At 48.9% G+C, this 23,966-nt stretch carries 26 protein-coding genes, 1 tRNA gene and 3 pseudogenes; 16 read left to right on the plus strand and 14 right to left on the minus strand.

The annotated features are described in order from the left end of the window. Nucleotides 1-169 precede the first annotated feature (169 nt). Together ACKQAD_RS14160 and ACKQAD_RS14165 are read right to left on the minus strand one after the other, a co-directional pair. A complete protein-coding gene (locus ACKQAD_RS14160) occupies nt 170-451 on the minus strand; it encodes a hypothetical protein (RefSeq protein WP_409160749.1) in 282 nt (93 codons plus the stop codon). Between the two features lie 157 nt (nt 452-608). Continuing rightward, nucleotides 609-836 carry a hypothetical protein gene (locus ACKQAD_RS14165; protein ID WP_409160823.1) on the minus strand — a complete coding sequence of 76 codons (228 nt, stop codon included), beginning with the start codon at nt 834-836 and terminating at the stop codon, nt 609-611. 207 nt (nt 837-1,043) lie between these two features. Here ACKQAD_RS14165 and ACKQAD_RS14170 point away from each other — a divergent pair, with 207 nt between their 5' ends. Together ACKQAD_RS14170 and ACKQAD_RS14175 are read left to right on the plus strand one after the other, a co-directional pair. After that, a complete protein-coding gene (locus ACKQAD_RS14170; protein WP_409160750.1) occupies nt 1,044-1,229 on the plus strand; it encodes a GhoT/OrtT family toxin in 186 nt (61 codons plus the stop codon). A gap of 82 nt (nt 1,230-1,311) precedes the next feature. After that, a pseudogene (locus ACKQAD_RS14175) lies at nt 1,312-1,667 on the plus strand (2-thiouracil desulfurase family protein); the annotation flags it as partial. 32 nt (nt 1,668-1,699) lie between these two features. Here the strand turns inward: ACKQAD_RS14175 and ACKQAD_RS14180 are convergent. From ACKQAD_RS14180 to ACKQAD_RS14195, 4 genes are all read right to left on the minus strand, one after another. Further along, entirely contained in the window at nt 1,700-2,128 is a 429-nt protein-coding gene (locus ACKQAD_RS14180; RefSeq protein ID WP_409160751.1) for a universal stress protein, read from the minus strand. Nucleotides 2,129-2,306: 178 nt separating this feature from the next. Then, nucleotides 2,307-2,762, minus strand: a complete 456-nt coding sequence (locus ACKQAD_RS14185) for a GNAT family N-acetyltransferase (RefSeq protein WP_409160752.1) — start codon at nt 2,760-2,762, stop codon at nt 2,307-2,309. Between the two features lie 4 nt (nt 2,763-2,766). After that, complete coding sequence (locus tag ACKQAD_RS14190) at nt 2,767-3,291, minus strand: isochorismatase family protein (protein WP_409160753.1); 525 nt, start codon at nt 3,289-3,291, stop codon at nt 2,767-2,769. An 89-nt stretch (nt 3,292-3,380) separates the two neighbouring features. After that, nucleotides 3,381-3,803: an NUDIX hydrolase gene (locus ACKQAD_RS14195; RefSeq protein ID WP_409160754.1), complete on the minus strand. Its 423-nt coding sequence runs from the start codon at nt 3,801-3,803 to the stop codon at nt 3,381-3,383. Between the two features lie 509 nt (nt 3,804-4,312). Here ACKQAD_RS14195 and ACKQAD_RS14200 point away from each other — a divergent pair. Next, complete coding sequence (locus tag ACKQAD_RS14200; RefSeq protein WP_409160755.1) at nt 4,313-4,567, plus strand: biofilm/acid-resistance regulator YmgB/AriR; 255 nt, start codon at nt 4,313-4,315, stop codon at nt 4,565-4,567. Nucleotides 4,568-4,957: 390 nt separating this feature from the next. Here ACKQAD_RS14200 and ACKQAD_RS14205 read toward each other — a convergent pair. Beyond that, nucleotides 4,958-5,045: transfer RNA gene (locus ACKQAD_RS14205), tRNA-Ser, on the minus strand. Between the two features lie 287 nt (nt 5,046-5,332). Here ACKQAD_RS14205 and yccA point away from each other — a divergent pair. After that, on the plus strand, nt 5,333-5,992 hold the full coding sequence (gene yccA / locus ACKQAD_RS14210; protein WP_409160756.1) for an FtsH protease modulator YccA: 660 nt from the start codon (nt 5,333-5,335) through the stop codon (nt 5,990-5,992). A 109-nt stretch (nt 5,993-6,101) separates the two neighbouring features. After that, nucleotides 6,102-6,431 (plus strand): sulfurtransferase TusE, encoded by a 330-nt coding sequence (gene tusE, locus ACKQAD_RS14215; RefSeq protein ID WP_409160757.1) that lies wholly within the window; start codon nt 6,102-6,104, stop codon nt 6,429-6,431. 12 nt (nt 6,432-6,443) lie between these two features. Here tusE and yccX read toward each other — a convergent pair whose 3' ends face one another. Continuing rightward, a complete protein-coding gene (gene yccX, locus ACKQAD_RS14220) occupies nt 6,444-6,722 on the minus strand; it encodes an acylphosphatase (RefSeq protein ID WP_409160758.1) in 279 nt (92 codons plus the stop codon). 225 nt (nt 6,723-6,947) lie between these two features. Between yccX and hspQ the strand changes: the two genes are divergently transcribed. From hspQ to ACKQAD_RS14235, 3 genes and pseudogenes are all read left to right on the plus strand, one after another. Continuing rightward, nucleotides 6,948-7,256 (plus strand): heat shock protein HspQ, encoded by a 309-nt coding sequence (hspQ, locus tag ACKQAD_RS14225; RefSeq protein ID WP_409160759.1) that lies wholly within the window; start codon nt 6,948-6,950, stop codon nt 7,254-7,256. A 272-nt stretch (nt 7,257-7,528) separates the two neighbouring features. Next, nucleotides 7,529-7,774, plus strand: a pseudogene (locus ACKQAD_RS14230) (transposase); the annotation flags it as partial. After that, nucleotides 7,760-8,597: pseudogene (locus ACKQAD_RS14235) on the plus strand (Tn3 family transposase); the annotation flags it as partial. The pseudogenes ACKQAD_RS14230 and ACKQAD_RS14235, both read left to right, overlap by 15 nt. 139 nt (nt 8,598-8,736) lie before the next feature. Here the strand turns inward: ACKQAD_RS14235 and ACKQAD_RS14240 are convergent. Next, nucleotides 8,737-9,150, minus strand: coding sequence for a CoA-binding protein (locus tag ACKQAD_RS14240; RefSeq protein ID WP_409160760.1), 414 nt, complete (start codon nt 9,148-9,150; stop codon nt 8,737-8,739). Between the two features lie 194 nt (nt 9,151-9,344). Here ACKQAD_RS14240 and ACKQAD_RS14245 point away from each other — a divergent pair, with 194 nt between their 5' ends. Both ACKQAD_RS14245 and ACKQAD_RS14250 read left to right on the plus strand, forming a co-directional pair. Then, entirely contained in the window at nt 9,345-9,869 is a 525-nt protein-coding gene (locus ACKQAD_RS14245; RefSeq protein WP_409160761.1) for a DUF2057 family protein, read from the plus strand. Between the two features lie 137 nt (nt 9,870-10,006). Next, the gene (locus tag ACKQAD_RS14250) at nt 10,007-10,465 is read left to right on the plus strand and encodes a methylglyoxal synthase (protein WP_409160762.1); all 459 of its coding nucleotides are present in this window, start codon (nt 10,007-10,009) and stop codon (nt 10,463-10,465) included. Between the two features lie 76 nt (nt 10,466-10,541). Here ACKQAD_RS14250 and helD read toward each other — a convergent pair whose 3' ends face one another. Continuing rightward, the gene (helD, locus tag ACKQAD_RS14255; protein ID WP_409160763.1) at nt 10,542-12,599 is read right to left on the minus strand and encodes a DNA helicase IV; all 2,058 of its coding nucleotides are present in this window, start codon (nt 12,597-12,599) and stop codon (nt 10,542-10,544) included. A gap of 198 nt (nt 12,600-12,797) precedes the next feature. Between helD and ACKQAD_RS14260 the strand changes: the two genes are divergently transcribed. Next, entirely contained in the window at nt 12,798-13,244 is a 447-nt protein-coding gene (locus ACKQAD_RS14260; RefSeq protein ID WP_409160764.1) for a YccF domain-containing protein, read from the plus strand. Between the two features lie 19 nt (nt 13,245-13,263). Beyond that, nucleotides 13,264-15,399: a YccS family putative transporter gene (gene yccS, locus ACKQAD_RS14265; protein ID WP_409160824.1), complete on the plus strand. Its 2,136-nt coding sequence runs from the start codon at nt 13,264-13,266 to the stop codon at nt 15,397-15,399. 16 nt (nt 15,400-15,415) lie between these two features. Here the strand turns inward: yccS and ACKQAD_RS14270 are convergent, their stop codons facing one another. Next, on the minus strand, nt 15,416-16,036 hold the full coding sequence (locus tag ACKQAD_RS14270; protein WP_409160765.1) for a TfoX/Sxy family DNA transformation protein: 621 nt from the start codon (nt 16,034-16,036) through the stop codon (nt 15,416-15,418). A 224-nt stretch (nt 16,037-16,260) separates the two neighbouring features. Between ACKQAD_RS14270 and sulA the strand changes: the two genes are divergently transcribed. Together sulA and ompA are read left to right on the plus strand one after the other, a co-directional pair. Continuing rightward, complete coding sequence (gene sulA / locus ACKQAD_RS14275; RefSeq protein WP_409160766.1) at nt 16,261-16,767, plus strand: SOS-induced cell division inhibitor SulA; 507 nt, start codon at nt 16,261-16,263, stop codon at nt 16,765-16,767. A gap of 362 nt (nt 16,768-17,129) precedes the next feature. After that, nucleotides 17,130-18,224 carry a porin OmpA gene (gene ompA / locus ACKQAD_RS14280; protein ID WP_409160767.1) on the plus strand — a complete coding sequence of 365 codons (1,095 nt, stop codon included), beginning with the start codon at nt 17,130-17,132 and terminating at the stop codon, nt 18,222-18,224. 124 nt (nt 18,225-18,348) lie between these two features. Here the strand turns inward: ompA and matP are convergent, their stop codons facing one another. Next, nucleotides 18,349-18,807 carry a macrodomain Ter protein MatP gene (gene matP / locus ACKQAD_RS14285; RefSeq protein ID WP_409160768.1) on the minus strand — a complete coding sequence of 153 codons (459 nt, stop codon included), beginning with the start codon at nt 18,805-18,807 and terminating at the stop codon, nt 18,349-18,351. 177 nt (nt 18,808-18,984) lie between these two features. Between matP and ACKQAD_RS14290 the strand changes: the two genes are divergently transcribed. Continuing rightward, a complete protein-coding gene (locus ACKQAD_RS14290) occupies nt 18,985-20,754 on the plus strand; it encodes an AAA family ATPase (RefSeq protein WP_409160769.1) in 1,770 nt (589 codons plus the stop codon). A 91-nt stretch (nt 20,755-20,845) separates the two neighbouring features. After that, nucleotides 20,846-21,364 carry a bifunctional 3-hydroxydecanoyl-ACP dehydratase/trans-2-decenoyl-ACP isomerase gene (fabA, locus tag ACKQAD_RS14295; protein WP_039353100.1) on the plus strand — a complete coding sequence of 173 codons (519 nt, stop codon included), beginning with the start codon at nt 20,846-20,848 and terminating at the stop codon, nt 21,362-21,364. Between the two features lie 93 nt (nt 21,365-21,457). Here fabA and ACKQAD_RS14300 read toward each other — a convergent pair whose 3' ends face one another. Continuing rightward, nucleotides 21,458-22,111 (minus strand): tellurite resistance TerB family protein, encoded by a 654-nt coding sequence (locus tag ACKQAD_RS14300; RefSeq protein ID WP_409160770.1) that lies wholly within the window; start codon nt 22,109-22,111, stop codon nt 21,458-21,460. Nucleotides 22,112-22,269: 158 nt separating this feature from the next. Further along, nucleotides 22,270-23,949 carry a choline dehydrogenase gene (gene betA, locus ACKQAD_RS14305; protein ID WP_409160771.1) on the minus strand — a complete coding sequence of 560 codons (1,680 nt, stop codon included), beginning with the start codon at nt 23,947-23,949 and terminating at the stop codon, nt 22,270-22,272. Between the last annotated feature and the right edge of the window lie 17 nt (nt 23,950-23,966).

Below are 23,966 nucleotides of genomic sequence, written 5' to 3' on the forward strand. Positions count from 1 at the left end.
CTGAGCGACCACCTTTAATCGGATGGCAATTACACAGAATTATTTACAGGGTCTGTGCCGTTGAGCGAAAAAAACTCACCCAGACGTATTTTCATCAACGCGTCTGGGTGATTTAATTTTGCTATTTATTTTTTGAATCAATCAGGGACTCAGGAGCCACATTCCAGCATTACTTTTTCTTGGAAGTTGCTTTGGATTTACCTTTCAGCAATTCCCGGATTTTCTTTAGCTCTTTCTGCGTCAACGGCGCTTCTGCACCGACTTCTTCTGTGCCCTGACTGTCTACCAGTTCAGGAGACAGTTCAGAGGTCTGATGGCTTTCATCAAAACTCCTCAGTAACCGAGCACTGACTTCTGCACTGATAGATACTTCGTTTTCCAAGGCAGCAGCTTTGATTTTTTCTTTCAGCTCTGGGGAAATCTTCAGGGACAGGCTAGATATCTCACTCATTTTATTACCTTTCTCATAGGGTAAAATAGTAAGCTATGACAGACAGCCTATAATGTCCATACTGAAATAAAAATTTAATATAATCGTCACAAAAATAGCACAATTAATTTCTTAGCAAAGAGATTATTATTTCACTATTTTATTTCCCTGCCGAATGTTATGTATTTCCGTTTCTCATTCTCCAGTCATCAATCATTTTTCGGGTCACTTCATCTTTGTAACAGATCGGTGAATATCCCCCTACCCGGCTCCATGCGCTACGTTTGCCGCACTTGCGGCCATTACGTGCTGAATTATAAGGACAATGAGCGAAATAAGAAGAAATTGATTCCTGAATGATCCGTTCTTTGATCTGTTCATCAGAAATCCGGGTGGTTTTCGCCATACTAGGCGTAGAAAAAGAAAGCAGGGCCACAGCACACCATTGCAACAGCAAGCGTCATTTTCATAACGAGGACCAAAGGATAATACCTGTAGTACAAATACGCACCGTAAAGCACGATCTTCCGACTCCCCATTATGGGTTAAAAAATTGATCATAAAATATTAACAACATAAAATGCAGGCGCTCCGAGGATAAAAGGAAACAAACGTGCCACATCACTCCCTATGGGAACTCATTAAACTTACCTACACGATCGGTTTTATCATCGCCCTGACCGTGACTTTCTTGTTGAGTAAAGATAAGTCTCTGTTCATGCGATTCTTTGCCTCGTTAATTATCGGCCTAACCTGGCCACTGAGCTTTCCTGTTGTCCTGTTGTTCTCCCTTTTTTGAAGCGCCGCTTCTCTTACAGATAACCTGCATGATAATCAGCACGGTAGCGTCTATTCGTACCTTTTAGAGAGTATGCCCCACAATGAGTAACATTCTGATCAGCGCCTGTCTATCTGGCTTCTCCGTTCGCTATAACGGCACCGAAATGAAATCGGTTGGCGACTATCTTGCCCAGTGGCGTCAACAGACGAGACTCATGACGTTTTGCCCGGAACAGGCGGCAGGTTTCCTAATCCCCAGGCCATCGGCGGCGATGTGACCGAACGTTATATTTTGAGTGTCTGGCTGACGCTGCAAATAGCGCAACAGTATAACTGCCGCTTCGCGCTCCTCACGGAAGGGAGTCCATCTTGTGGCAGCCGCATGATATACAGTGGACGATTTGATGGTTCACAAACGGTGGGAAGCAGCGTTATCGCAGAACTGCTGCGTCGCCACATCCAATGCGGCAGTTGCGCTATGCCAAAAAACTAACGGACAACCAATACGGATATTTTCGCATGGCGAACAATAGCAGCGGCATTGGAGCCAAGCAAATAGGTTTTTACATCTGGCCGTCGCGAACCGATTACGATCAAATCCGCATTCATTTCCTCCGCCAGCGCTAACACTTCGTCTCTGGCCGACCCAAAACTGACGCTGTATGACAAACGCGATGTCGGCAGATCGATCGTTTTCATCAGCGACTTGAGCTTGTCATTCGCTTTCACCACCGCCTCATTCTCAAACTCTTTTATGCCAAAAGAATACGCAGATAAAAACGCCGACGCATCCGGGAGGGAATGAAAGAGGTGTATTGCGGCACCTGACATTTTGGCCAACCTGACTGCATGCGTAATCGCGTGTTTGGTAAGTTCATCTTCTTCTATATCTACTGGCACCAGAATGCTCGTGTACATAATCACCTCTCCCCTGCGTGGATAACTGATTACCTCTCAGCATGTAAGAAGCGTAGTTCGCCTATCGTCAGCAGAATATGATCCCGTTCACTTTTACACATGTTGCCCGCTATTTTTAGCTAGTCAGGTGCCCATTAACTCACCTCCAGCGTTTCTTTAAAGCGATCGTGACTTTCCTTTAAAGCGACCGCGAATAAATTCGCGACGCTTCACCCCAAGGGTGATAGCCCATTCCGATAAAGTGGAAGTCATAACGTTCATAAAAACCGAGCAGCTCAGTGCATAAATGCAAATTAGAAAACCCCGCACGACGGGCTTCCAGCGCAAGGTGTTCTATCAACTGTCCCGCATACCCATTGCCACGATGATCCTCTTCAACGTAAAGCGCGCACAGCCAGGGATAAAGATCCATACGACTGATGAAATCATTGGTAATTAATCCTGCACCACCAGTAATATGCCCATCCTTTTCCAGCAAATACCAATCAGGTAATGGGTTTTCGGCACCAATACAGTGGTTGATACAGTCTTCGTAAAGCATCAACGTCTCATCGGATGCCCAGTGGCGTTGGAAATAATGAATCGCCCGTTCTTTATATTCAGGGTGATGTCTGACAGAAATAATATTCACCATAGGATTAGCGACTCATCTCCCATGAAGCCACGATGTGCTCCGTTGTTTCTACCGTAATCGTATTGCCTGGAATAATAAAATTCCGCCATACGTCGTTGTAATGTGTGATTATTTGTTCTGCTTTCAGTTCACCGCGATTGGCCGTCGTGTGTGCATCAGCGGCGATCGTCAACGCGTAGCCTCGGCTGGCCGCATTTTTAATGGTTGCATCAACACAATAATCCGTCGCACATCCGCAAATCGTAAGATGGTCAATCCCCAGTTCCGCCAACACATCGGCTAACGGCGTACGATAAAACGCATCGCACGCCGTTTTCGTTATGGACAAACAGCCCTCTGGCTGGTTTAGTTCAGGCAATAATTGCCACCCCGCGCTGCCTGACAACATACCTTCTTCTTCATGCTGGATGAAAATCGTCCGATCTGCTGCGCCTGAAAGCTGGTTTATCAATGCGACCGTCTGCGCCTGTCGCGCTCTTGGCGTTGCAAACACCGCATTTTGCATATCAATAACCATCAAAACCTGCATCTTTTTTCCTTATGTTGGCACGTAACATCAGCACTCATCATCATCACGAAGGTAACAACCTGCCATCACGCCAGTCAGGCTGACCCAGACTAGATCATGTCCACTATACCATGAGGGTAAAACTTGATTTCTCCTGAACGCAGTAACTCAATATCAAACCAGCGGGTGACGATCGGCACGCCGTTTGTCTCTATGCCATGGATAATATCCTGCTGGTAAAGTGACTCATCCTGAAAGCGAGCCTCATAAACAAAGACAATCTCATGCCCAGGTTTGCCATTGTAGGAGAAAATATTTTCTGAAACGCCTAACAGCGAAAAATCCTTGGTCGCTGCGCTAATTTCCTCCTGAACTTCCCTCTCCGCTGCTGCCTGCGACAATTCGCCAAAATCAACGCCACCACCGAGCGGCAACACGTAATGCTCATCTTTTATAGGGTCATACCCTTCTGCTAACAGAATCCTGCCATTGTTTCGGAAAAGACAAACGGCTTTTGTTCTGATCTTTTGCATGCTAACGCTCCAGGTAAACTACGGCACTCTTTTGATAAAAAGACATTTTCTGGTAAACGTACATTTTTTGACAAAATGACATGGATTGATAAAAGGCATGTAGCACAGAAAAATGCCATCTTTTTGTACAGATAAAAATCTTATAGCGCTTAATCAAAATGCATTAATAGTCTTTAATGTTCAGTGAATGTTTTTTCCTGCCTCCTCTCATCCCGTCATGTTTAACTTATTGAAGTCATGCATTTCACATAATTATTTCAGACATAATATGAGTGGGAAACGATAAATTCATATTTATCCGCCTGACCATTGATCGGCGTCATCCTTCCGCGTTCAGAAGCACCGCCGGGTCACGCCGTGTTTATTTAGCGTGTCGACTGGTTTTATGCGTATGATCGACTAAAATTAATTAACTATTTCTTCATGTCTGGCGGACAGCGCATTCGTACTGTCTGTCAAGACGTGCATTAATCACGTCAGAAAACGCACAAGGCAAGGGAGGAAAAGCAATGTATTCAGAGGTGCCCCAAAATGAGCTCCCGATATCTGACGCTCTCGGCCTTGACTCTCGAGTCAGCGACATGGAAATGCTCGGTAACATTGTGGACGAAATCATTCAATCCGGTCATTCAGTCAGTAACAAGGCCATCATCGCTAAATTAGTTCACAAGATTGAAACCGAGGCCAATGCCGTTTTTCAGGAGAAATATCGAGCATTGCTGGAACTGGTTGTTTATAAAACTCAGGACGACTTCCTGATTTAATGTAAGGTCAAAGTGCTATTCTATCGCTTCCCGATAACGTTTATGCTTTATCGGCCAGATTTTTATTTCATATCTACAACCGTCGATGGATATGTCCACGATAAATAGCATAGATATTTATGTTGTTATTATTCCTGAACAGCAACTATTGATTTATTAATGAATGACGAAGAGTGCGGCACCGATTTATTTTACTAATCGTTAATATTCATTTCTGAATGAATAGGCAAGCGGAAAAATTCGTATCGCAGCATCGCTAGACGTTTACAGCAGCTCGGTTCGAACGCCGTTACGGACAACAGCGTCATTAGCGATACAAGGTGGACATGTTGTCGGATTGAATAGCAGAAACGAAAACGGGCTAGCCTAAGCTAACCCGTTGAATTTTTTTGGCGGAGGAGTAGAGATTCGAACTCTAGAACACTTTCGCGTCGCCGGTTTTCAAGACCGGTGCCTTCAACCACTCGGCCACTCCTCCGCAATGACGCGAACTATAAACAGTGAATGAGATCTTGTAAAGCATCACCGCGCTCAATTGCCCGAAAAACAACCTATCGCAGTGCGTTTGAACGCAAAACCGTCACACAGTAGAAAAATAGCGCAACTTTTTTCCCGCGCCCTAAAAATCACAGAACAAAACGCGAGCACAGTCTCGAAGGATGAACAATTTGCAGCGTAAAGAAGGGTAAACCACCTTTAATCACGTTCTGAAACTATTTACTCTTTGACATTGGATAATAGCACCCTAAAGAGAGAGTCGCTGATATGGATCGTATTGTTGTTTCTTCTACTCGTGAAAGCTCGCTACTCAGCACACACAAAGTGTTACGTAACACCTATTTCCTGCTGTCGCTGACGCTGGGATTTTCCGCCGTTACTGCAACAGCAAGTACCGTACTTAATCTGCCCGCACCTGGCTTAATTCTGATGTTGGTTGGGTTTTATGGCCTGATGTTCCTGACGCACAAGTTGGCAAACAGCCCTGCAGGTATTTTGGCAGCGTTCGCACTGACCGGATTTATGGGTTATACGCTGGGGCCGATGTTAAGCTCACTGATTTCCTCCGGCGCAGGCGACATTGTCATGCTGGCGCTAGGTGGTACCGCTCTGGTGTTCTTCTGCTGTTCAGCCTACGTCTTAACGACACGTAAGGATATGTCCTTCCTGTCAGGTATGATGATGGCAGGATTCGTGGTTCTGGTTGTTGCCGTCATCGCCAATCTGTTCTTGCAGATTCCGGCCTTGCACCTGGCGATCAGCGCGCTGTTTATTCTGTTCTCTGCGGGTGCCATTCTGTGGGAAACCAGTAACATCATTCACGGCGGCGAAACCAACTACATCCGGGCAACGGTTAGCCTATATGTCGCGATATACAATATCTTCGTTAGCCTGTTGAGCATTCTGGGCATCATGCGTAACGACTAAGTCTCGTTTAGCGCCATACCGAGAAAGCCCCTTGTCGGGGCTTTTTTATTCCGCTACAGACAGAAAAATTTGTTAAACTGCGGGCTGATCTATCGCAGGTGGAGAGAAGATGTTGGAGTTTGAAGGACGCACAATCGCAACAGACGCGCAAGGTTATCTAATGGATAGCACCGCGTGGAGTGAAGCGTTGGCGCGCGCGTTAGCAGAACAAGAAGGCATCACGCTAACTGAACCGCATTGGGAAGTTGTCCGGTTTGTACGAAATTTTTATCAGGAATTTAATACGTCACCCGCGATACGCATGTTGGTTAAAGCGATGGCGCAAAAGTATGGCGAAGAGAAAGGAAACAGCCGCTATCTGTATAAACTGTTCCCGAAAGGACCAGCGAAGCAGGCAACGAAAATTGCTGGCTTACCCAAACCAGTAAAATGCATCTAGCGTCATCCGCTTTCAATAGCGGATCGTAAAACTCTCATAGTCTGTCTTGCCATGTGGCTCAATAAGCACCCTTTCCACTCTGGCACTTCGTGGGCCACCTTGCTTCAGCCACTCAATCAACACCTCTACCGCATGAGGTTCGCCATTTGCTACCACTTCCACGCTGCCATCATCACAATTGCGCACATACCCATTGAGCCCAAGTAGCCTAGCCTGATGCTGCGTGCTGTAGCGAAACCCGACGCCCTGAACCATGCCATAGACATAAGCGACAGTTGCTATCTTTACCATCTTCTTTCCCCTTTTCACCCCGATAGGCTAAACAACATTTCATTAGCAGGGATGTATCTTCTAAAAATTTACACCATACTATTAATAATGTGTTCAGCCAGTGATTCATCAACGAACACATCGCTTGAAAAACGCTGTACGCTAAAAGGCATTATCAGATGCGGTTGTCCTCCTCCACGTCATCCGCAACGAGTAGAAAGTGTAATCTATTTCCAAGGGGATGATATGATCATCTGTAAATTCGGCATTGGACAACAAATTCGTCATAAGCTGCTGGGATTTCCGGGGGTTGTTATTGATATTGATCCCGAATACTCATTAGAAAAACCCACCTGGGAAGAAATTAGCGGCAATGACACGCCGCGTTCCGAACCGTGGTATCACGTTGTGATGGAAGATGATGAAGGCCAACCGATACATACTTATCTGGCAGAAGCGCAGTTAATCAAGGAAGAGCTTTCTGAACACGAATATCCTTCGCTCAACGAATTGGCCGAAGTTATTCAGCGCCGTGCACCACAGCTGCGCCATTAGCGTTTACGGGGTTTGACGGCCAATGATGTAAAAAACCACGTTAAGAATTTATCTTACTGACTTTTATATTATTATTTATAAAAATAAGGGTGCGGTTATACTCCCTGAGCTTTTCTAAAATCTGAGCAAACTCATAAATTCTTTTACTTGCCTGCCTTCAGGATCTGCAAGATCATTAAGTATTCCAAAATGGTCTGCACCAGGTACTGATCCTACCCGCCAATAGTGGACACGCGACTAAGTGAGTAAACTCTCTACCAGAGGTGACTCACATGACAAAATCCGCACCAATCAGCAAGAAGCCCCGTAAACAGCATTCACCGGCGTTTCGCCATGAAGCCCTGAAATTGGCTGAGCGTATCGGCGTCGCTGCCGCTGCTCGCGAACTCAGCCTGTATGAATCACAACTTTATGCATGGCGCAGTAAACAGCAGCAGCAAATAACATCTTCAGAGCGCGAAAGTGAACTGGCCGCAGAAAATGCCCGCCTTAAGCGCCAACGGCTGGAAAACAGCGACCGCTGGGGCGATCCGCGCCAGAAGCTGCTTAAGGGCAATGAATGGCAGGCTCAGCGTGTGGCCATCTGTCGTGCGCTTGGACATCCTACTGACGGCAGAAAAGCCGTACGGCAGTTGGCGACTCAACTGGATGAGATCTGGAAAACGGTATCGCGTCGCTTTGACAGTAATGATGCTGTGAGTATCTGTAATGACGGTAAGTATCCTTCCCTGACCGTCAGCAGCTTCGAAAACTCGATGAGCCGCCAGCGCTGACACAACTGAGCAGCCGGGTGAAACAGCTTCTCCCTCCCGTGGATTTAACCGAACTGCTGCTTGAAATCGATGCCAGAACCGGTTTTACCCGTGAGTTTACGCACGTCAGTGAATCAGAAGCCAGAGCAAAGGATCTTCACGTCAGTCTGTGTGCTGTTTTGCTTGCCGAGGCCTGTAATATCGGGCATGAGCCACTGATAAAACACAATATAGCGGCGCTGACCCGCCACCGGCTCAGTTGGGTGAAACAGAATTACCTCCGGGCAGAAACGCTGGTCAGCACCAATGCCCGGCTGGTTGATTTTCAGTCCACGCTGGAGCTTGCTGGGGCGGTGGCGAGGTGGCCTCTGCTGATGGCATGCGCTTTGTCACACCAGTAAAAACGCTCAACGCCGGGCCTAACAGAAAACATTTTGGTTCAGGACGTGGCATCACCTGGTACAACTTCATTTCAGACCAGTATTCCGGGTTCCACGGTATTGTCATTCCTGGCACATTGCGTGACTCCATTTTTGTGCTGGAAGGGCTTCTGGAGCAGCAGGCAGGGCTGAATCCGGTCGAGATTATGAACCTTAATTTAAACAATGAATTATCGCTTTAACGTGGTTTTTTACATCATTGACCGTCAACCCCCTTTATCGAATGCAGACATCGGCGATGTCGTGACACGCAACATCGCCAGCATCTGTGACTTATTTCCCAAACGCTTATTTACCCAGACCCAGCCGTGGGATTTCAATTTTCGGACAGCGATCCATCACGACTTTCAGCCCGGCATCGTGAGCCAAAATTGCCGCTTGCTCATTGATGACGCCGATCTGTAGCCATAAAACACTAGCGCCAATAGCGATAGCCTCTTTGGCGACCTCATAAGCCGCTTCCGGCTGGCGAAAGACATCGACCATATCAACCGGTTTAGGAACATCCGCTAAGCTGGCATAGGCTTTTTGACCCAGGAGCGTCTGCCCAGCCAGTTTGGGGCTAACGGGAATCACGTCGTATCCCTGCTCAAGCAAATACGCCATCACACCATAACTCGGGCGAGACGGATTATCGCTGGCACCCATGAGTGCAATGGTTTTCACCGTTTTCAGCACAGATTCAATATCACTGTCATTCATGCTATTCCGCCTCTCTTGAGTGATTTATTACAGTGTATCGCACATTCTACCAATAGCAGGAAATGGCTTAAAAACCCGCCATCTGCCCCTCTATTGAACGAAAAATGCCATAACAGTCTGTTTCAAATTGAAACCTTTGACACACTCAGACAATTCCTCAACAATATCTGGACTACGTGCCATTTGGGAAAATTATGAAATTTGGCTTCATCACTGTTTGCCTCTTTATTGCAGGTTTCAGTTCCTCAGTAATTGCGGCAACAACGTTGAAATTAGATCAGAAAATCGATCTCCTGATGGTTGACGGGCAAAAAATGTCAGGCTCGTTGCTGAAAGGTGCCGATAGCCTCGAACTTGGCAGTGGGCAACATCAGATTTTGTTCAAAGTTGTCGATACCATTGATGCCCAAACTGGTGCGCCGGTCACCTATTTTCCTTCCACGTTTATTGCGACGTTTAACACAGAGAAAGTGGCATCGGTGTCATTTAAACTCCCACCGTTGCAAACCCTTGAAGAGCGAAAAAATTTCTCTGAGCAGCCTCAATACCAACTACTTGATGAAAAAAATCGGGCTATCCTCGTGCGTACCGATGCGCTTGTCATCGCTGACAATGACCTGCTCGATATAGAGCGGAAAATGTCGGAGTACAACGCGGCGGCAAAAGGGGCTTCCGTCGCGAGTTTTGCCAGCGCACTGAATGAATCCGTAACCTGGTGATTTTACGCGCAGTCACATCAGATTTTTGATACCCGTTCGCTTTTTCCTGCTTTTATCGCTTTGCACTGAAACAGCGTTTCCGTAATCTGTCTGTCCCCTAGCGTCAGCTTTACTACACCAGATTGAAGGACGTAACCATGGAGTTCACCACCCGTACCATCGCCGCGCAAAAACATATTGCGCTGGTAGCACACGACCACTGTAAACAATCCCTGTTGGATTGGGTTGGTACGAATAAAGAACCGCTCAAAGCGCACACGCTTTATGCCACCGGAACCACCGGAAACCTGATTCAGTTGAATACGGGACTGCCCGTAAAAAGCATGCTGAGCGGGCCAATGGGAGGGGATCAACAAGTTGGCGCACTCATCTCCGAAGGAAAAATCGATTTAATGATCTTCTTTTGGGATCCTCTTAACGCCGTACCACACGATCCCGATGTGAAGGCGCTGCTGAGGCTGGCTACAGTTTGGAACATTCCCGTGGCCACCAACCGTGCAACGGCGGATTTTCTGGTCAACTCGGCGCTATTTAAAGAGCCTGTAGAGATCGCTATCCCTGATTATCAGCGTTATCTGCAAGACCGCCTGAAATAGTAGCCGCAACCACCGTGGACCAGCGGCGTATCACACCGTCGACGCTGGTCTCTGCTGCCTCACTTTTCTGCTTTCGTTATCCCGGCTTACGCAGCGTTGGTACGCCTAAACGATGGAGATGTTCAATAAACACCGAGGGATTCGCCACATCCTGTAGCAACCAGATGCGGTGTTTCGCTCTCGTCAATGCCACATACAGTAAGCGACGTTCTTCCGCATCAGGAAAATCCTCAGGTTCAGGTAACAGCACAGTCTCAATCACGGACTCCCTTGCTGGTGCCGGGAAGCCATCTTTCCCTTCATGCATACCCACGATAATGACATATTCCGCCTGTTGCCCTTTACTGGCATGCACCGTCATGAAATCAATGTGCAAATTCGGCCATTTGGTCGCGGCCTTATCCAAAATGACAGGGCGTAGATGGTGGTAACGGGCAAGCAAGAGAATGCGCTCATCCGCTTTCACAAAGCCGCTCAGTTTATCCAGAAGAGGGGTAAGCTGATCCTGAGGTAGGATTGTCACCGCTTTTTTATCCCCTTTACTCAAGCTATTAAGCGGTTTTTTCAGCTGATACGGATTTTGCTGTATGAACGTGTTGGCTATTTCACCAATACGTTCATTAAAACGATAGGTAGTATCCAGAGCGCACTGATCGCCGACGCCGAAATACTGTTCAAATGCCGTCGTCAATGTCAATTCAGCACCGCTAAAACGGTAAATGGCCTGCCAATCATCCCCTACGGCAAACAAACAGGTACGACTATTTTGTCGACGCAGTGCTGCCAGCAGGCTCGCTCGCTGTGGCGAAACGTCCTGAAATTCATCCACCAGGATGTGCTTCCAGGGGCTAACAAAACGCCCTTTATCCAGCAGGTTTACCGCCTGATGGATGAGACCGGAGAAATCGACTGCGTTTTCATCCTTAAGCGCCTTTTTCCACGCTTTCAACAGCGGTGCCATCAGGCGAACACGTTGCTGAAACGCTGCCCGAATGGATTCTGGTGCCAGCTCGACCATTTCGCTCTGGCTGCCGCCGTGCATACGCATTAGCCCTAGCCAGCGTTCCAGTCGACCAGCCAACCGCCCCGCCAGCTTCGGATCGTTCCAGAAATCGCCTTCTGGCACATCCCACTCCAGCTCTTCTGTTAACCAGCGCCGCCACCCGTTAGCCTGCGTTTTTTTCTCGGCACACTGCTGCTGCCAGTGAGAAATCAGCAGTTCCCTACGCTGCTTCGCATCGCTTTCCAACTGGCTTATCATCGGTGCCTTACGGCTAGCCTGCTGAATGATGTGCAATGCCAGCGCATGGAACGTCTTGGCCTGAATGTCGTCCGTGTGGAGCCGTTCCTGAATACGTTCGTTCATCTCTTCTGCCGCTTTACGACCAAACGCCAGTAACAAAATCTGATCGGGCGAGGCTTCCTGCCGGTGCATCAACCACGCCGCTCGGGCCACCAGCACGGAAGTCTTGCCGCTACCTGCGCCCGCCAATACCAGAACGCCCTCTTCGCCATTCATCACAGCTTTACTCTGCGACACATTTAATGGCGAACTCTCCACCTTTTCAAAGAAAGGCTGTTCTGCCGCCAGTGTGCGCTCCATCCATGCCTGATTCGCCGCAGTGCGCATTTCATCGCCCTGCTCAAGCCAGCGCAAGCAATCCCGGTAGTTATCACGGCAGTTATCAAAGGTTTCAAGGCGAGAAACAGGCAGGGGAAGTGCTCCCAGAGAATCGCGGATGGCATTCTGCAACGTTGACAGCGCCTGACGGCTAAACCATTTATCCTGCTGCGTCAGTGTTTGAATACTGTCTGTTTGACGCTGCAAAACCTCAGCGCTAACCAGACTCATCTCCTCGCTCCAGTCAAGCCAGGATTTAAGAAGATGGCGATAAAAAGCCTGCGTTTCCTGCCACTCTGTTCCATGCAAGCGCACCACTTTCCCAACTGGCAATTCAAATTCCAGCTCTCCCCACACCAATCCTCTTTTACAGTGAATACCCATCAGTTGATTAAAGGGAATCAGGTATTGATGCTTATCGCCACTCACTTCAACACCGGCATTCAGTAACCGCACCCGATTGTAAGGATGCTGAGCCAGATGTTTACCTAATGAGGTAGATTTCAGTTCCATGATGTTCGCGCCATGACTATGTGAGAGGTTATTCGTCCATTTTTTGTCGTTTACCTGTTCCCTAGTTTACCCGTTATCGGACTTCACGCTCTAGCCTTAAAAACAGGTTAGGATATCCTGATGCTTAATGTAATAATTCTTTTACCATCAGAGAGTTTGGTTACTTTATCGGATTACCTTACAAGTACAGGAGAGACTATGCGTACTGTGTTGAATATCCTTAACTTCGTATTAGGTGGTTTTTTCACCACATTAGCGTGGCTTCTGGCGACTATCGTCAGCGTGCTGCTGATTTTTACCTTACCGCTAACACGCTCATGTTGGGAAATTACCAAGCTGTCGCTCTTGCCTTATGGCAATGAAGCCATTCATGTTGATGAGCTACGTCCGGATGAAAAGAGCACGATTCTCAATGCAGGCGGTTCTCTGCTGAATATCTTCTGGTTCATTTTCTTTGGCTGGTGGCTTTGCCTGTCACACATCGTTACCGGCATCACGCAGTGCATTACGATCATTGGCATTCCTGTCGGCATCGCCAATTTTAAGATCGCTGCCATCGCGCTGTGGCCTGTAGGGCGTCGTGTGGTTTCCGTCGAACATGCACAAGCTGCGCGAGAAAACAACGCTCGCCGCCACTTTCGCTAACGGCATCAAGGATATGACGTTGCTCACCTTTGCCCCAAGAATTCGCCGCTATGTGTACAATAGCAGTTGGCTATACACCCTTCGTATCCTCATCGCACTCAGTGGTGCGGCGGCAGTTCCCTGGTGGCTAGGTCAGCCAACATCGACCATTCCCGTCACGCTTGGTGTCGTCGCAGCCGCCCTCACCGACCTTGACGATCGTCTTACCGGACGTCTGCGTAATTTGTTCATTACGCTGTCCTGTTTTGTTGTCGCATCCGTCTCGATCGAACTGCTTTTCCCCTATCCCTGGCTATTCGGAATGGGTCTGGCAGTATCAACCTGTGGCTTTATTCTGCTCGGCGCATTAGGGCAGCGTTATGCGACTATCGCATTCGGCGCACTGCTGATCGCGATTTACACCATGCTGGGAATCTCTCTTTACGACAACTGGTATCAGCAGCCTGTCCTGCTGCTGATCGGCGCATCGTGGTACAATCTACTTACGTTGTTCGGCCATCTGATATTTCCAATCCGTCCGTTACAGGACAAGCTGGCGCAGTGTTATCAGCAGTTGGCCCGCTATCTGGATGCGAAAGCCAATCTGTTCGATCCCGATATTGAAGCAGAAACCGACAAGCCCTTGATTGACGTCGCGATGGCAAACAGCCAACTGGTTGCGATACTCAACCAGACCAAGTCCTCGCTATTAACGCGTCTGCGTGGCGATCGCGGGCAGCGCGGGACGCATCAAACTCTGCACTACTATTTTGTCGCTCAGGATATTCACGAACGGGCCAGTTCGTCGCATATTTACTATCCGCAACTGCGTGAAAAACTGCGCTATAGCGACGTCTTATTCCGCTTTCAACGCCTGCTCAGCATGCAGGCCAAAGCCTGTCAACAGTTGTCTCAATCCATTCTGCTCCAGCAAAAATATCAGCATGACGGCCACCTTGAGCGGGCTTTCGTACATCTTGAATCCGCTATTGCGCGCATCGCGGCCAACAACATAGCGGACGCTGCGCAAATCAAAGCGCTCACTTATTTATTAAATAACCTGCGCGCGATTGATGCCCAGTTAGCGACGATCGAATCCGAACAGGCCATTGAGCAAGAAAATCACCCGGAAAACACACTGGCAGATGACAAAATCACGGGCTGGAGCGACGTCCGCTTGCGCATTAGCCGCCACCTGACGCCCCAGTCGGCGCTGTTTCGCCATGCAATCCGAATGTCCGTACTACTCTGTAGCGGCTATGCGTTGATTCAGGTAACGGGTATGCAACATGGTTACTGGATTCTGCTGACCAGTCTGTTTGTTTGTCAGCCCAACTATAACGCCACCCGGCGACGGCTGACGCTGAGGATTATTGGGACCTTGACCGGTATTTTACTCGGTTTGCCTGTCTTGCATTTCGTCCCTTCGCTGGAAGGGCAGCTCACGTTAATCGTCATTAGCGGCGTACTGTTTTTCGCCTTTCGCAACGTACAGTACGCACACGCGACCATGTTTATTACGCTGCTTGTCCTGCTCTGTTTCAACCTGTTGGGAGAAGGCTTTGAAGTCGCGGTGCCGCGTATTATCGATACCTTATTGGGGTGTGCCATCGCATGGGCTGCGGTAAGCTTTATCTGGCCGGACTGGCGCTTTCGCGGTCTGCCTGCCGTTATCAATAAGACGTTGGACGCTAACTGCCGTTATCTGGACGCGATTATGGTGCAATATCATCAGGGGAAAGATAATAGTCTGCCTTATCGTATTGCCCGCCGGGATGCGCATAACTGCGATGCAGAACTGGCATCCGTCGTGTCGAATATGTCTTCAGAACCTCATGCGGTACGGAACAAGCTGGACAGTGCATTTCGCTTCATGTGCCTGAATCATACGTTGTTAAGCTATATTTCAACGCTCGGCGCACATCGAGGGAAAATTGCCTCGTCGGAAACACTGCAATTGCTAGATGACGCCGTTTGCCATGTTGATGACGCACTACACGATAGCGAAAAGGAAAGTTTTCATATCAATCAGGGATTGAAAACTATTACTGCCAGCATTCAATCCCTTTCACCTGAGTCAGACAGTAAAGAATCATTAATTATTCAGCAAATCAGCCTGTTGCTCAGTCTCCTGCCTGAACTCGTACAGCTAAAGAATGACATGATTACACAATAAAAATAAGGCGTATTTCTTAGTGCTTTGATCCTTTGGAGGCCGTATTGTTTTTATACCATTCCAACAGGTCGTTGCGGATACCGCGGGGAAGAGCCGCCTGATGTGTGCCACAAATGGCACCGGCTAGCGCCAATAGCACGTTGACACTCAGATTAGCACGAACCTTCCGCAACTCGAGATAGCTGTTTTTCGCGCCATAGTGCTGTAATTCATCGGCATTTCTTATCCCGGCTTTCCACAACAGGCGTTCAATATCGTGGTTAAGATTCGGAAGATCCTTTAGCCGCCCGTTGGTGCTTCTGACGGCTTTGTCATACTGCGCGCCGACCAACGCCAAACGGGCAAAATACAGCAGTTGCACAGGTTCTTGCCATAATGCTTCATCGACAAGGAAATAATTCAACGGGACTGGCATACCGCGCTTGGTATAAACCAGATTAGGCATATCACGCTGCTGAAAATACTTTTCATCCTTCTTACTGGCGCGGAGATAAAGCTCCCCTTCCGACACCAGTCCAAAAATCGTTTTATTTGCTGCGATGCTGTAGCCACCAAATTGGGAACGTGAAGTGATGTCCCCCAAAGATGAAAAAGAATGCTGAGATTGCAAAATCCTTTTTTTGCATAATTGCTTCATTGCCATAATCCTTAGTATTGAAATGATTTCTTCCTGAACAATTAAAAACATCTGTAGCAGGAACAAATAATTAAACACAGCCCCGATGCGGCTTCAAACAGTAAATGTTTTTATTGCCTCTTACATGAGGAATATGCGAAGCGCTTTCAAAAAAATCAGGTTGATTTTCACGCACACAGCATATACTGTATACCCATACAGTAACACTATGGGTGGAACTCATTATGCGTACGCAATCAATCAGCTCTCACAACGTTCAGCCGTCATCGTTTTCTGCAAGTCAGCATACTGCGGAAACCTCGAGCAGCGCGGGCGGAATTATTAGCGAAATCGTCTACAACGCCGATCAGCCCATAGTCACACACCTGCTATTACCGCTTTTACAACAGTTAGGTACGCAATCTCGTTGGCTGCTATGGCTTTCTCCTCAGCAAAAATTGAGCCGTCCCTGGGCACAGCAATCTGGGTTGCCGCTCGATAAAATGGTGCAACTTCACCACATCAATCCGCAGTTTACCGTTGATGCAATGGAGAGAGCCTTGCTGACTGGAAATTACAGCGCGGTGTTATGCTGGCTACCACACGAATTAACGGAAGAAGAGAAGGTTCGGCTACGGCACGCCGCACAGGCAGGAAATACATACGGCTTTATTATGCGGTCAGAAAGTACTAGCGGTGGCGTCTATAGACTATTTCCCAGCCTTAAAATTCATTCGACATTGTATCATTAAGTAAATTAAGAATTTTCTCAACTCCGTCTTGTTATATGCTATGCGGATCGCCGCAGAGCGGTATTCTGCGGGCCTTTTGGATATATTTAATACAGCTAAAAGGCGTAAGATCTGTCAAAAGCATCTACTATTTGTTAGCAAGTGTGTATGAATCGTGCGGTTTTCTTATGACGCAAATCACATCATACTTGTAACTTTCTCATCACGTTGTAGACTTTAACTCGCTGGAGTTGCTCTTTTATAACGTCAGTTGACTGACAGTGAGTCATAAATAAGGGCAAAGTCTCCAACCAAAGGATTTTAACCAAAGGTTTATTAGCCCCTCAGGTTAATTACCGATTTGGATGATAATGAGGCGTAAAATGAAAAAAACAGCTATCGCAGTTGCAGTGGCACTGGCAAGCTTCGCGACCGTCGCGCAAGCAGCTCCTAAAGATAATACCTGGTACACCGGTGGTAAACTGGGTGTGTCTCAATTCCACGATACTGGTTTCTACGGAAATGGTTACACCGGTGTCAACAACAACCCAATCAAAAGTAAGTTAGGCGCTGGTGCATTTGTTGGTTATCAAGCTAACCCGTACTTGGGTTTTGAACTGGGCTACGACTGGCTGGGCCGCATGAAGTATGCAGGTTCTACTGCTGATGCAGCAGACAGTGCGAGCTTCAAAGCACAGGGCATCCAACTGGCTGCTAAACTGAGCTACCCAGTCCTGCCAGATCTGGACGTTTATACCCGTCTGGGTGGTATGGTATGGCGCGCTGACAGCCATGCAGCTACCTCTGTGAACACCGGAGTAAGAACTGACATCAACAACGATGACACTGGCGTTTCTCCGCTGGCTGCAATCGGTGTTGAATACGCTATCGACAAAAACTGGGCTACTCGTGTTGACTACCAGTGGGTAAGCAACATTGGTGATGCTGGTACCGTTGGTGCCCGTCCAGACAACATGCTGATGAGTGTTGGCCTGTCTTACCGTTTCGGCCAAGATGACCGCGTAGCACCAGTTACGGCTCCAGCTCCAGCTCCGGCTCCAGTTGTTGAAACCAAGCGTTTCACGCTGAAATCTGACGTCCTGTTCAACTTCAACAAAGCAACGCTGAAAGCAGAAGGCCAGCAATCACTGGATCAACTGTACACTCAGTTGAGCTCACTGGATCCGAAAGACGGTTCCGTTGTTGTTCTGGGCTTCACCGACCGTATCGGTTCAGAGCAATACAACCAAGCCTTGTCTGAAAAACGTGCACAGAGCGTCGTTGATTACCTGGTTTCTAAAGGTATCCCTGCGAACAAAATCTCTGCTCGTGGCTTGGGCAAATCTCAACCTGTTACCGGTTCTACCTGTGACAACGTGAAACCTCGTGCTGCGCTGATCGACTGCCTGGCACCGGATCGTCGCGTAGAGATCGAAGTTAAAGGCATCAAAGACGTTGTAACTCAGCCTCAGGCTTAAGTTATTAACGAAAAAACCTCGCTCCGGCGAGGTTTTTTTATGACGGGAATCCCTATCCATCATCTTGCGGGCCGTTGCTGCGCAACGTTGAAAGTGTCAGCATGTGACAGATGACATACGCCGCTCATCTTTCATCTTTATTCAGAATGGCTTTAAGATCTTGCTTGAGCAACGACATCTGGTTGACGTATTTCTCTTTATGTTCGGCATCTTCAATTAACTGTACAATCGTTTCTGACAGAGTAATGCCACGCCTCTGGGCCAGAGCAGCAAGTCGCTGCCAGACCAGATACTCCAGATCGATCGATTTCTTACGCGTATGTTGGTGCTCCGCATTGAAATGACGTTTACGCCGTGCGCGTATCGTCTGCTTCATCCGATTCTCTAAAGTGGGATTCATGCATTGCGCAATCCACTCCAGCACATTCACCGGCTGGTTTTCCATCTTAAGAAGTGCCTGTACCGCCTCGTCCGCAGCACTTTGCTCCAGAAAACGCGTAATCTCCTCTCCCTCCCGGTGTTTTTTCACTAGGTACTTCCATTTCCATCCGCACTCAAGATTTTCTAGTTGTTGATATTTCATATTAAATTCTTCAGTGACCGCGTAACGTTATTTTCAGCATAACAGTTTTCCCTGATTTTGACCGTTTTCTGGCAGTTTTTTGACAGCTTTTAAGACAATCAGCCAAACACCGTCCAGGCTTCAGCATGTTAAAGATGACGGAGAGATGACTCTCCTTATGCGCACTTGACATTATTCTTGTATAATCACGCTTTTCCATTAGACGATTACATTGATACTTTGACCAGTAACCGACTCTCATGGCAGCATTTACTGCCCAATAATACGCCTTATCAAACGCTATTCACTCAGGTAGCTCAGCTTGCTCCTGCTGAATTCTCCGCTATTCAGTCGCGTCTGGCCGACAGTCTGACGCTCTTTTGCCACCCTCGCTCTCCTTCCCGCTTTATGCTGCTGAAAGCGCAGGAGAACGATGAATATATGGCATTGATCGCCCGTGCGCTAGGCGCAATCAGGCCAGACTCCGGGGCGATACATGGTAGTAAATATATCATTGAGGGTCGTCATATCCGGGTCGAACCAGCCACACAACTTGCGGATAATTTTGCCGCACAACAGCCCTGTGGCTATCAGGAATGGATCGAGCCTGAACAGCTCTTCGGCTGTGTCCGCCGTTTTCACGATGACATCACGCTGCATCCAGGTCTGATCCATCAGATTAATGGCGGTACGCTGATCCTGTCAGCCAGAGCGTTGTTGGCTCAACCATTGATGTGGCTACGCCTGAAGCAGACTATGGCTGAAGGTATCTACCGTTGGTTATCGCCAGATGAGCGCAAGCCACTGCCCGTTGATATTCCACCGATGCCGCTTGATATTCGCCTGATTATTCTCGGCGATCGGGAAAGCCTGGCTGATATTCATGATATGGAGCCGGAATTAGGCGAGCACGCGATTTACGGCGAATTTGAAGCACAATTACAGTTGATAGAAACGGATGACATGGCGCGCTGGTGCGCCTATATCAATGCACTATGCAGCGAGAATCAACTGCCGCTACTGGGTGCCGATGCCTGGCCAGCCTTAGTCAATATCGCAGTGCGTTACAGCGGCGATCAGGGCAATTTACCGTTATGCCCACGCTGGTTAATCAGCCAATTAAAATACGCCTCGCTGTATGCCAGAGATGGTCAAATCACGGAACAAGCGCTGGTTGATGCCGTCGCCGCTCGTCAATGGCGTGAAGGCTACCTGCGTGAGCGTATGCAGGATGAAATAGAATTAGGCCAGATCCTGATTGAAACGGAAGGCGAAGTCGTCGGCCAGGTTAACGGCCTGTCTGTACTCGAATTCCCTGGCTATCCGGTTGCCTTTGGTGAACCAGCGCGTATTAGCTGCGTCGTTCATGCTGGCGACGGTGAATTCACCGACGTCGAGCGCAAAGCCGAGCTTGCTGGCAATTTACATGCTAAAGGCATGATGATCATGCAAGCGTTCCTGATTACGGAGCTGGAGCTCGATCAACAGCTTCCCTTCTCTGCGTCTATGGTCTTCGAGCAATCGTATAGTGAGGTTGATGGTGACAGCGCCTCTCTGGCAGAGTTGTGTGCCCTTGTCAGCGCCCTCTCCTTGCGACCAATCAATCAGCAGTTCGCGGTGACAGGTTCCGTCGATCAGTTTGGTCGCGTGCAGCCAATTGGCGGTGTGAATGAGAAAATAGAAGGTTTCTTTGAGGTCTGCCAGCGTCGTGGATTGACGGGAACGCAGGGCGTGATTCTACCTGCGGCTAACCTGCGCCATCTCTGTTTACAGGAAGATGTCGTTGAAGCTGTACGCGAAGGGAAATTCCATCTTTTCCCGGTAGAGACTGCGCCAGAAGCGTTGTCATTATTGACCAACTTCGCCTATGACGATGAGCAGCAGCCAAACCTGCTGGCCGCGATTCGTGAACGAATTGGCCAACTCGCACCGCCGGAACGTAGACGTTTCCCTTGGTTTTTCCGTTAAACCAACTGGTTCAACCAGACGCAACAGACTTGCCCAGCGTACAGGTGTACGCTAACCTGCGTGCTTCATTAAAATAAGGCTTACAGAGACCATGGTAGATAAACGCGAATCCTATACAAAAGAAGACCTCCTTGCCTCCAGTCGTGGTGAGCTGTTTGGGCCGCAAGGCCCTCAGTTACCCGCCCCTAACATGCTCATGATGGACCGTGTCGTTAAGATGACAGAAGACGGCGGTAAGTATGGTAAAGGCTATGTGGAAGCCGAATTGGATATCACGCCTGACCTATGGTTCTTCGGTTGCCATTTCATCGGCGATCCGGTGATGCCAGGTTGCCTCGGTCTGGATGCCATGTGGCAGCTCGTTGGCTTCTATCTGGGCTGGTTAGGTGGCGAAGGTAAAGGCCGCGCTCTCGGCGTGGGTGAAGTCAAATTCACCGGACAAGTGCTGCCGACAGCGAAGAAAGTGACTTACCGCATTCACTTCAAACGCGTAATCAATCGCCGTTTGGTGATGGGTATTGCTGATGGTGAAGTACTGGTTGACGGCCAGCAAATCTATACCGCCGACGAACTGAAAGTGGGGCTGTTCAAAGACACCAGCGCTTTCTAAGTATCAGATAGCACTGCGGGTGAAACACCTTTCGCCCGCGTTATCTGCTTATCTCTCTGATGTTATCTCACCCAGCGTAAACCACCTGCCCTATCATGACGGGCTTTTCAGCTCCTGGGTGATCGACTGACGTACATCTTGCGGTATCTTCAGTTCGGTCGCTAGCGCATCCAGATAGCTTTTTTCCATGAAGTGATCGACGTCAATGACCGCACAGCTCAGGAAGTAGACCTCAAGCGCCTCTTCTTCATTCTTCACGTCTTTCACCAGCAGAGCCGGGTCAAGCGGTTGCTCTATCGCTTCCTGCACCCAGCCATGTGCTTCACTACCCAGTTGCAGTTGCTGAATGTTCTCTTCAATACGCTGTTTCTCCGTGGCATCAATATGGCCGTCACTTTTAGCGGCAAAAACCAGAGCCTGAATCAGGCGACGGGCACGAATATTCTCGCTCGAAGACTGGGTGCCAAACTGTGGATCATCCTGATGCGTGTCACGAACGCGTTTCTTGTACTGGTTCCACAGCACCACCCCCGCCGCTGCGCTGCCGCCAATGATTAACGCATTTTTACCCAATGACCCCATGATCTTCCGTGTGGACTTATTCGACAACAAGACACCTGCCAAGCCTCCCAGCGCAGCAGGCTTCAGCATGTCACCCAAATTGCCGTTTTTGCCGCCTTGATGATGATCCCCCTGCTTGCTACCGGAGTTTAATAAGCCCTGAATCTGTTGCAGCCAATTATTCATTTTTGTTCCTCAAGGAAAAGTGACATCACTAATGGTGTTGTCACCCATAGTAATGGTGCGGAAGGCGTTTGTTTGTCAGATTGTGTATAACAATGAAAAGTATGGACCGCACATCCTATGCGATCCATCTGAGTGGCCAATTGGCTATGCGGGGAACGTTAGGTGGCGGGTTTCAGCGGTGCATTTCTCACGGGGGTATTTCCAGCCACATAGTAGCGCGCCTTACTGCGCGGCAGCGGCTGACGACGACGAATTCGATCGGCAATTTTCTCGGCAATCATAATGGTTGTCGCGTTCAGATTACCGGTAATAATTTGCGGCATGATGGAGGCATCCACCACACGCAATCCTTCCATACCGTGAACGCGCCCTTGACCATCGACCACCGCCATCTCGTCCTCTCCCATCTTACAAGAACAGGAAGGATGAAATGCCGTTTCGGCATGGGTGCGGATAAATTCGTCCAGTTCCTCATCGGTCTGCACCTCCAGCCCAGGGCTGATTTCTCGTCCACGGTATTTATCCAGCGCTGGCTGCGCCATGATTTCGCGCGTAATGCGGATCGCATCGCGAAATTCCTGCCAATCCTGTTCTGTCGACATATAGTTGAACAGGATGCTAGGGTGCTCGTGGGCGTCTTTGGAACGCACCTGCACACGTCCCCGGCTAAGCGACCGCATGGAGCCGACATGAGCCTGGAACCCATGCTCTTTTACCGCGTTACTGCCGTTGTAGTTAATCGCAACAGGGAGAAAATGGTATTGAATATTCGGCCAGGCAAACTCATCACTGCTGCGAATAAAGCCACCCGCCTCAAACTGGTTGCTTGCACCAATGCCTGTGCCATTGAACAACCATTCCGCCCCGATTTTCGGCTGGTTAAACCATTGTAGTGCGGGATACAGTGATACCGGCTCTTTGCAGGCGTATTGCAAATACATTTCCAGGTGATCCTGTAAATTCTCACCGACGCCGGGCAAATCGTGCACAACAGGAATATCGAGCCCCTGAAGCAGATCTTTTGGCCCCACGCCGGAACGCTGCAGGATCTGTGGCGAGGCGATCGCGCCTGCACATAGCAACACTTCATGGCGTGCCGTAGCAGTCTCCGTACTGTCGCCTTTAAGGTAAACCACGCCAACAGCACGCTTCCCATCAAAGAGAATTCTGTCGGTTAAAGCATGTGTCACGACGGTCAGATTTTGACGGCCTTTCGCCTGATCCAGATAGCCTCGGGCGGTACTGGCGCGGCGCCCCTTCGGAGTGACGGTTCTGTCCATCGGCCCAAAGCCTTCCTGCTGATAGCCGTTAAGATCGTCCGTACGCGGATAACCGGCCTGTACACCCGCTTCAATCATCGCGTGAAACAGCTCATTGTTGCCCATCTTCGGTGTGGTCACCGAAACCGGGCCCGTCGCACCATGATAGTCATTCGAGCCCACATCCCGCGTTTCTGCTTTGCGGAAATACGGCAGGCAATCAAGGTAACTCCAGTCCTCCAGACCCGGCATTGTCGCCCAGTTATCAAAATCCATCGCATTGCCACGGATGTAGCACATGCCGTTAATCAGCGATGAGCCCCCCAACCCTTTGCCACGACCGCATTCCATACGGCGATTATTCATATGAGGTTCAGGGTCAGTCTCATAAGCCCAGTTATAACGCTTCCCTTGTAATGGGAAAGCTAATGCCGCGGGCATTTGCGTGCGAAAATCCAGCCGATAGTCCGGGCCACCCGCTTCAAGCAGCAGTACGCTCACGTCGCTTTCTTCTGTTAAACGCGTTGCCAGCACATTGCCAGCGGAACCCGCGCCGATAATGATGTAATCATATTCCATTAGGCTTTCTCCCCTTC

The sequence above is a fragment of the Pectobacterium artocarpous genome, from assembly GCF_046159765.1.
Taxonomy (GTDB): Bacteria; Pseudomonadota; Gammaproteobacteria; order Enterobacterales; family Enterobacteriaceae; genus Pectobacterium.